Annotated in this window: 6 protein-coding genes; all 6 read left to right on the plus strand. The window is 64.6% G+C overall.

Annotated elements, in window-relative coordinates:
- Positions 1 to 97: 97 nt before the first annotated feature.
- The 6 genes from ACZ63E_RS23485 (at position 98) to ACZ63E_RS23510 (ending at position 8845) form a co-directional block, all read left to right on the plus strand.
- Complete coding sequence (locus tag ACZ63E_RS23485; RefSeq protein ID WP_465338251.1) at positions 98 to 1294, plus strand: tyrosine-type recombinase/integrase; 1197 nt, start codon at positions 98 to 100, stop codon at positions 1292 to 1294.
- Positions 1295 to 2128: 834 nt separating this feature from the next.
- Positions 2129 to 3703 carry a type I restriction-modification system subunit M gene (locus ACZ63E_RS23490; protein ID WP_465338252.1) on the plus strand — a complete coding sequence of 525 codons (1575 nt, stop codon included), beginning with the start codon at positions 2129 to 2131 and terminating at the stop codon, positions 3701 to 3703.
- Entirely contained in the window at positions 3696 to 4889 is a 1194-nt protein-coding gene (locus ACZ63E_RS23495) for a restriction endonuclease subunit S (protein WP_465338253.1), read from the plus strand. The genes ACZ63E_RS23490 and ACZ63E_RS23495 overlap by 8 nt, the downstream gene beginning before the upstream one ends.
- A gap of 4 nt (positions 4890 to 4893) precedes the next feature.
- A complete protein-coding gene (locus ACZ63E_RS23500; RefSeq protein WP_465338254.1) occupies positions 4894 to 7971 on the plus strand; it encodes a type I restriction endonuclease subunit R in 3078 nt (1025 codons plus the stop codon).
- An 89-nt stretch (positions 7972 to 8060) separates the two neighbouring features.
- Complete coding sequence (locus ACZ63E_RS23505) at positions 8061 to 8381, plus strand: DUF6221 family protein (protein ID WP_465338255.1); 321 nt, start codon at positions 8061 to 8063, stop codon at positions 8379 to 8381.
- A gap of 101 nt (positions 8382 to 8482) precedes the next feature.
- Positions 8483 to 8845, plus strand: a complete 363-nt coding sequence (locus tag ACZ63E_RS23510) for a hypothetical protein (protein ID WP_465338256.1) — start codon at positions 8483 to 8485, stop codon at positions 8843 to 8845.
- Positions 8846 to 9196 lie beyond the last annotated feature (351 nt).

Genomic DNA, 9196 nt, shown 5'->3' on the forward strand with positions numbered 1-9196 from the left:
AGGTTCTTCACCGAAGACGCTTCCCCTCTGTCGCCTATGGAGCGGTCCTGGACACGCACCACCACGCGACCCCCTCACCACAGCGCAGGAGTTCACCGTGCCCTGGACCGAACCCGCCGGCGACGACACCTGGCGAGTCCGCTATCGCCGCACCGACGGCACCAAAGGCGCCATCTACGGCTTCCCCACCGCCGACGCCGCCGAAGACCACATCAGCACGATGCTCCACGAACAACGCACCGGAACCTGGATCGACCCCGAAGACGGCCGCACCACCATCGCCCAATTCGCCCCCGCCTGGCTCGACTCCCTCGACATCGACCAACGCACCGAAGAGAACTACCGCAGCTTCCTCAAAGTCCACGTCCTCCCCCGCTGGGGCACCACCGCCTTCGCCGAACTCACCAACCTCGGCATCCGCACCTGGGAGAAGACTGTCCGCGCCTCCGGGCTGGCCAAGACCACGGTCGACAGCATCATCAAATGCTTCTCGCTCCTGCTCTCCGACGCCGTCCCGGAGAAGCTGATCGCTGCCAACCCTCTCGTTGCCCGCCGCCGCGGGCGCCGTCGCCGAGCCCAGCGCACCCCGCGCAAAATCTGGGGCGAACCCGCCGAAGTCCTCCACGTCGCCGACCAAGCCGCCCTCAAATACGGACCATACGGAGCGGTCCTCATCGTCACCGGAGGCTGGACCGGAGCCCGCTGGGGCGAACTCACCGGCCTCGACCGAGCCAACGTCCACCTCTACGATGACGACACCGGCACCATCTACCTCGACCCCGACACCGGCGCTCTCCACGAACCCTGCAGCGGCCCCCTCTACCTCGGCCACCTCAAAACCGACGAATCCGAACGCACCATCAGCCTGCCCCCGTTCCTCGTCCGCCTCCTGCGCTGGCACCTGACCACCCACAACCACCGCCAGGTCTTCGTCACCCCCAACCTCGAATGGCACCGCCGCAGCAACTTCTCCCGCCGAGCCTTCCGCCCCGCCGCCGACGGCAACCTCCACATCGCCAACCCGGCCATCCGCCTCCAGCCTGCGAAGCCCGGCCTCACCTTCCACGGCCTCCGTCACAGCCACAAAACCTGGATGATCGACGACGGCATCCCCGAAATTGCCCAAGCCCTCCGCCTCGGTCACGTCCTCCAAGACAAAGTCCAAGAGACCTACTCCCACGTCGCTGCCGCCGTCGAACAACGCCTCCTCGAAAGCCTGCAAGCCAGGTGGGCCAAGGCAGTCGCGGACTCCAAGACCACAGCTGCACAGGCGCTGTGGCGCGCGTGCGCATGAGATAGGACGCTGCCAGGCGCGGCCTACCACCACACCGAGATGGCTTTTCGGTTGGTCAACCAGCGCGCCCAAGCCCGCTGCCCAGGGCCCCGTTGACCGCTCGGAGCGAGCGGTCCAGCTGGTGATGCTCTCGTATGCGAGTACCGTGACGGCAGCCGCCGACGGGTCGGCCCCCAAGTCCCACGAGATCGTCGTGGAGGGCCGTGGCGCTGGCCGACGTGTCGTCGACGGACCTGTCCCGCAACCAACTCCACGCAAGTACCTTCTTCAAGGGTTGCTTTTCATCACCCAGGTGGGCGAGCCCGCGACCGGGCGATCTCGGCTATGACGTCTAACTGGCGCTACGGAGACGGACGAGCGTCGCTGACGGCACCGCGGCCGCAGCCTCCGACGACTGGGAACGCGACTGCACCGCGCTCTCCCGCGTCGTCACCGCCGAGATCTTGCATCAGCCGACCAGGGAGAACGCTAGGCCCCGGCACGGACATCCGTGGACGATGCCGGCGGAGGCCGCCGAAACCGTCGAAGTCCGCGATGCACAGCACCCACGGCCGGGACCACCACCCTTCATCGGCATCCGCCACTGGCACTTTCGCCGCAGGCGAATGGCATCTCCTCGAAGTCCACCTTCACGATCGCCTTGCCTGTCCTTCGTCGTAGGTTTGGCGGTCGGCCAGGTTCCTTCAGACCAGGTTAGCAGTGATGTTCACGCAGGGTAGTCAACTAGCGCCGCACCCGGCGTGTACATGCCGCACACTCTCGAAATAAGGTGACAAGCAGGACCGCCACGGCCTGCCGGCCGCCACTCTTTCACGACGAAGGACAGACCGACTGATGGCAGTGACTCAGCAGGAGATCGAGAACAGGTTGTGGGACGCCGCCGACGAGCTGCGCGCGGTGATGCCCGAAGCGCAATACTCCTCGGTCGTCTTCCCGCTGATGTTCTGGAAGTACCTGTCGGACACCTGGGAACACCAACACCAGGAGTTCCTGGCCGACAACGAGGGCCTGGACGACCTCTCCGCCGAGGAAGCCCACGAGATCGAGTACCGAGACTACCAGTCGTTCGAGATCCCCTTCATTCATCGCGGCACGGTCAGTGAACGTCGCGCATCCTGGTCGTCCATCCTCGCCACGGTCGCCATGCCAGGCCTCGGCATGAGGGTTCGCGCCTCCCTTCAGGCCATCGAAACGGCGAACCCTGACAAGTTCTCCCGCTTATTCGGATCGATGAACTGGACCTCCGAGGCGGTGCTATCAGGGGATGTCTTGGCGGCAGTCATGCAGGCGATGAACCGTACTCCGAAGATGCACGAGGGCAACATGTCCCACGACGTGCTCGGTGGGGCGTACGAATACCTCCTGAAACGGTTCTCCGATGGGTCCGGCACCCGCGCCGGCCAGTTCTTCACCCCGCGCGAGGTCGTCGAGCTGATCGTCGAGATCTTGGATCCCAAGAACTTCGAGTCGGTGTATGACCCGACCTGCGGGTCAGGCGGCATGCTCATTGCCTCCGCGAACCTTCTGAAGGCCAGCGGCGGGCGTGGCTACACGCTCAAGCTGCACGGACAAGAGGCCGTTCCGGACACTGCGGGTGTGGCGCGCATGAACCTGTTCATGCACAACCTCACCGAGTTTCAAATCGAGGTCGGGGACACCCTGAAGGACCCGCGATTCAAAAAGCCCGACGGGTCCGTCGCCCAGTTCGACGTGATCGTCGCCAATCCGCCCTTCAGTCTGAAGTGGAAGCCCTGGACCGACGACCCGCGCGCCATCGGCGGCGTCGCCCCGCAGTCGTCCGCTGACTGGGCGTTCGTACAACACATGATCGCCAGCATGAACCCCGAGAAAGGCCGCGCTGGCGTCGTCCTCCCCCACGGCGTCCTCTTCCGCGGCGGCCAGGAAGCAGCCATCCGTCAGCGCGTCCTGGACGACGACCTGCTGGAAGCCGTGATCGGTCTGCCGGTGAACCTCTTCTATTCGACTTCCATTCCGACCTGCATCCTCGTGTTTCGCGCGCCCGGCACCAAGAAGAAGGAGCGCCGGAACGGGGTGCTGTTCATCGACGCCTCCAAGCGGTTCACTAAGGCCAAGAACCGCAACGTCCTGACTGAAGTGGACATTGCCGATGTGGTAACCGCTTACCACTCGAGCTTCGATTCTGAAGGCAACCCGGCCGACCCCAACGGCGACGGTGGACTCGCCGCGCGATTCGTCTCCGCAATGGAGATCTCAGCGAACGGGTACAACCTCGACATCGGGAAGTACATCAAGCAGGCCGCCGCCGAGCAGCAAGACCTCGGCACCCTCATCGACATCTACAACGTTGCCCGAGCCGAGCGCCAGAAGTCCGAGCAACGCATGCACGCCGTCCTTGCGGCTGCCGGAATCGAGGGCTTCGATGAGTGACTGGAAGCAGATCACCCTCGGTGACCTGCTGGCTCGCGTGCGCCGCAAGGTGGTGGTGCGGGATGGCGATAGCTACCCCGCAGTCAGTGTCCAGATGTATGGGCGCGGCCTGGGCGAGAAGGAGCCTTTCATCGGTGGTGTCTCGAAATACACAACCCTGAACATGGTGCGCGAGGACGATGTCGTTCTCCGCACGATTACAGCGTTCGAAGCCCCAGCAGGCGTCGCGCGGCCTGAACACGATCGGACCCACGTCTCTGGTGTCTTCATCACCTACGAGGTGGACCAGAGCGCTCTCCCTGCGTTCTTGGGGCTGTACTTCCAGACGCCGGCGTTCTGGGATGAGATGCGGGACCGCGCCTCGGGAACGGTTCTGCGCCGCAAGACTATCTCCGACGCGTCATTCCGTGCCATTCCGTTCGCCTTGCCTCCGCTGCCCACCCAAGAGCGAATCGTCGAGGTGATCGCCGCAGTCGACGACCAGATCACCGCACTCGAAGCCGAAGCAGCGGCGGTACACATGGTATTGCGACAGCTTCGTGCCGAACTGGTCAATAACCAGGACACTCCGGCCATCCGTGCTGACGAGGTGTTCGAGATCACGATGGGACGACAGAGGGCACCCAAGTATGCGACGGGGCCCTACATGACGCCGTACCTGCGTTCCGCCAACGTAGGGTACGGAACGCTCGACTTGACCGATGTGTTGGAGATGAACTTCGACCTGAAGGAACGCAAGGTATTCGGTCTCGTACCCGGCGATGTACTCGTGTCTGAAGGCAGCGCAAGCCAGTCCGCGGTCGGCATGCCGGCGGTGTGGCGCGGAGAGCTACCAGAGCCGATCTGCTTTCAGAAGACGCTCATGCGGTATCGAGCCATCGAGGGCGTCAGCGTCTCGGGCTTCGTGAACCATTGGTGCTTGTGGGCCTATGAGTCGGGCACGTTCCTCGATATCGCGGGAGGCACCAATATCAAGCATATTACCGCCATGCGTGCAGTTCGAATGCCGGTACGCCTTCCACCCGTCGCAGACCAGAAGCGGATAGCTCTGCAGCTCGACTCTATGAGCGAAGTCGTCGCCACCACCCGAGCGGAGGCGAACCGCCTCCGTTCCGTGCGGGCGAGACTGCTGGCAGGGTTGCTGGACCACACCATCGACGTCGAGTCTGTCGAGCAGGGGGGCTGAGCACGTGGCGAAAGGCGTTCGGGAGCGCGAGTTTCAGAACTTGATGATCCAGTGGTCCCTCCCGATGGGCTGGAGCTTCACAGCGGGTAGGTCGCTGCCGCGTGAAACGACGCAGACGGTGCTCGTCGGCGAACTGCGAAACGCCCTCGTCGAGCTCAACCCCGGGGTGATCGACGGGTTCGATGTGGACGCGGTGGTGGCGGAAATCGTCGCCACTGTCAACGCCGTAGATGGTGGTCTCGTGCGGGCCAACGAGCAGGTGCTGCACCTACTACGGGGGCTTAAGGAGTTCCGCGATGCCGACGGCGTGTGGCACGCGCTCAAGATTCTCGACCTCGAGGACCCAACCGCCAACACCCTGGTCGTGTCGGACGAGGTGACCATCACGGTCCCGGGCAAGACCTCCCGCCGGTTCGACCTCGTGTACTGGGTCAACGGCATGCCCTTGGTCGTGGTCGAAGTGAAGTCGCCGACCGCGAAGTCCGGGTGGACAGACGCTGCCCGCGAGATCAATGACGTGTACGCCACCGAGTACCCGTGGTTCTTCACGCCCAATGTCTTCGCTGTCGCCTCCGACGGGCTGAAGTTGCGGTTCGGTGCCGCCGGTGCGCCCACGAACCTGTGGCAGCCATTCCGGTCCACCGCCGACGACGAGAACCTGGCCGGGCAGGCCGACGTGCGACGCTCTGTTGAACTGTTGCTCAACCCAGCGACCGTCCTGGACATGCTCGCCAACTTCGCCTTGTTCGACACCTCCGGTGGTGGAGCAGACCAGAAGTACCTGCCGCGCTACCCGCAGATGGAAGCCGCCCACCTGATCCACCAACGAGTCCTGGCAGGCGGTCAGAAAGGTCTGATCTGGCATCACCAAGGCAGCGGAAAGACGCTGCTTATGGTGTTCGCCGCCTCGCTGCTTCTGGCCGACACCCGTACCGACTCGCCCACGATCATCTTGCTCTCCGATCGGACCCAGCTCGTCCGGCAGACCTCAGGGGTGTTCACCTCTGCGATGGGCGACGCCTATTTCCACCAGCCGGCTAGCAGCGCCGAGCTGCGGGCGTTGCTGGCCGACGATGTGCGCGGCGTCATATCGACGACCGTCCACAAGTTCGGCGAGGCTGGCAAGAACCTCTCGACCCGCGACAACATCATCGTGATGGTCGACGAGGCACACCGCACCCAGTCCGCCAGGACGGCGTCCCTGGCCGGGCAGATGCGCGCGGCGTTGCCGCACGCGAAATTCTTCGGCATGACCGGTACCCCCGTCCGCAACCTCGCCACCGACACGTTCGCCCTCTTCGGCGAGAAGACCGACCCCGGCAGGGTGCTGCACCGGTACTCGGTGTCTCGGTCGTTGCTGGACGAAGCGACCGTTCCGGTCATGCTGGACCCGCGCCCGGTGGCCTTCGAGATGAACGACGAAGAGCTGCAGGCCGAGTTCGACGAGTTCGCCGACGAGTTCGACCTCGACGATCCCGACCGTGACGCTCTCTCGCGCAAGTTCGGGCGTCTCACCTCGGTGTTCGCCAACCCCGACCGCGTCGACGCGGTCTGCCAGGACATCGTCGACCACTACCTGGCCGGCGCCTACCGCAACGGTCTGAAGGCCCAGGTCGTCGCCTACAACCGTGAGCTGGCTGTCGCCTACACCGACAAGATCAACGAACTGCTGGCCGGCTTCGAGGCGACACAGGTACTCGCTGAGGTTGGAAAGCATGGCCGGATCTCCGCCGAGGTGAACATCTCCGTCTCCGACGCCAAGGACGAAGACCCCGCCATGCGGCCGTTCCGGCTCTCGGAGGCTGCAGAGGAGGAGCAGAAGCGGAGGTTCCTCACCCCGGATGACCCGCTGTGCTTCCTGGTGGTGACCGCGAAGCTGATGACCGGGTTCGACGCACCCAACGAGGGCGTCCTCTACCTGGACAAGCCGCTGAAGGCACACAACCTGTTCCAGACGATCACCCGCCCGAACCGCACCTGGGTGTCCCCGACCGGGTTCGTGAAGACATCCGGCGTGGTCGTGGACTACATCGGGCTGGCCGAAGAAGTGCAGAAGGCCGTCGTCGAGCCTGCCTCTGCCACCGCCGGCAAGGGTGGCGGATTCGTCACCGACCTATCCGAGCTGGTCGCCGAGTTCCGTACCACCTTCGCTCGGATCGAAGATCTCCTCGTCGACGTGGACGACCTGGACCTCGCTGTCCACGGATACGAGTCAGTTCGAGCCATCAACGCCTTCCTCGACGCCAATCCGGGCGCCGCCGAGGTGTTCACTAAGGACTACCGCCTCTTGGCCCGCCTGTACCCGCTGATCAACACCGACAAGCGGATCACCAAGTATCAAGACGGCTTCGGACTCTTCGGGTCCGTTTACACGACCCTGTTCAAGAAGGCTTCCGACGAGGAAAGAAGGGAACGGCTCAGCGAGCTGGGGCCGATGGTCCTAGAGATCATCAATGCCCACGTCCACTCGTTCTCCGTGGCGGCCGCTCGGGAGGAGGCCCTCGTCCTGGACGCCCAGGGCATCGCCGTACTCAAGGAACTGCTCGCCCTTTTTCGTCCCAAGCCCGGCAAGGATGACAGCGAGGACGAGACGCCGCCGTCCGCTGCGGAGATCCTGGACCACATCAAAGCTGCTCTCGAGGAGGGAGTCGAACCCGGATCCGCGAAGTACACCGCCCTGGCGGAACGGATCAGGCAGCTTCGTGACCGAATCATCCAGAACGCTCAGGACGCCCTGGATTTCCTGGAGGAGGCGCTCAGGGTCGCCCGCGCGATCGTGGACGCCGAGAAGCGCCCTGACGAAGCCGTCATCGTGTTGGACGAGGACCGCGTGGGTGTCCTGTCGCGAATCATCCACGATCATGCCCCGCCCGGCCTCACAGTGACGGAACGGAACCTGGCCGAGGAGATCGATCAGGTCGTCACCCGCACCCTCGCCCGATCATGGGACAACGCCGACGCCCGCAACCGCGGCGTCCGCCGCGCCACCGCCGCTGTCTTCCGCCGATACGCCCTGAAGCCGGTCGGGGAGCCGTATGACTCCACGGTCGCCTACATCGAAGCCCACTACCTGGTCGACTGAGGACGGCTCTGAGGAAGTCACCTGGTCGTGAACTACTGACCGGGTCAGACGAGCAGTGCCAGCCACGAGGAGCTGGCAAAATCCGCAGGGTGGACGAAGAACCAGCCCATACCGATCTCCAAGCCGACGATGGGCACGTCCCGACACGCGATGTCGTCTACATTCGCCACGGCGATGGAAGCCGGGCGGACGACGAGCCGACGACCTGGCTGCGCGCACAGATCGCCACCGGCGATCCCCGTGCAGCGCACCGTACCGAGCTGCTTCTGGACCACTACGAGCAGAAATGCCGCGAGGCTTCAGTCAATCCGGCCGTCGAGATGGAGTGCCGGCTCATCTGGTCGGTAATTCAACGCCTCGCGCTGCCGTACGCGGACAGACCGGGCTACCGAGACGAGTGGCGTCCGTGACCAGCCCCAACTTGCCCCAGTCGAACATGTGTTCTACATTCGGGTGAGCGTCGGGCAAGTAGGGGAAGTACCTGCCCGACGCCGCGCACAAGGAGCACGCCATGGTCACGAAGTACGAGCGCGAGTTGCAGCGCGCTGAGGTCGCGAAGCGCATGAGGGAGCACGCGGATGCCGTGCACGCCGTCGCCTCGCGGGTGCCGTTCTGGCGGCTTGACGACACCGGCGACGAGATCATGCTCCGCGACCTCGACGGCCCACCGGTGGCCACGTTCCACGGTGTTCACGCCGCGGAGACGGCCCGCTGGTTCGAGATGATCGGCCGCCGAACCGCCGGCATGGCGCTCGCCGAACTTATCCGTGCCTCCACCAGCACCGCCGAACACTCTCCTGGTCGAGAAGCTGCGCTACAGCTGCTCCAGGAGATGAAGCTCGAAGCCAAGCCCAGCCGCTACCGGCGCCGATGACTCCCGACATCGATCGGATGTCCCAAGGCGACGGTAGGCAGCGCGTCGACTCGATGCCTACCGTTGACCACGTTCCATCCAAAGCCGTGCCGACCCGGAGGTACAGAGTGCTCCACACACTCCAAGCCCCGATCGCTCCGGCCATGGCTACCCGTCCGTGGCCTCGGGCATGACCGAGTGGAGCGCCACGCACGAGGTGTGGGAACAGCTGAATCCGAGGCAGCAGTCCTATCTGGCCGAGATTCTCCGCGAGGACCAGCGACAGGAGCGTGACGCACGCGCTGGAACGGCGAGAGCGCGGCAAGCAGGCGGAGCGGGAGGGTGGCGCCGGATTCCGTTTACCGTGCACGC

Source organism: Amycolatopsis sp. NPDC104819 (assembly GCF_055583145.1).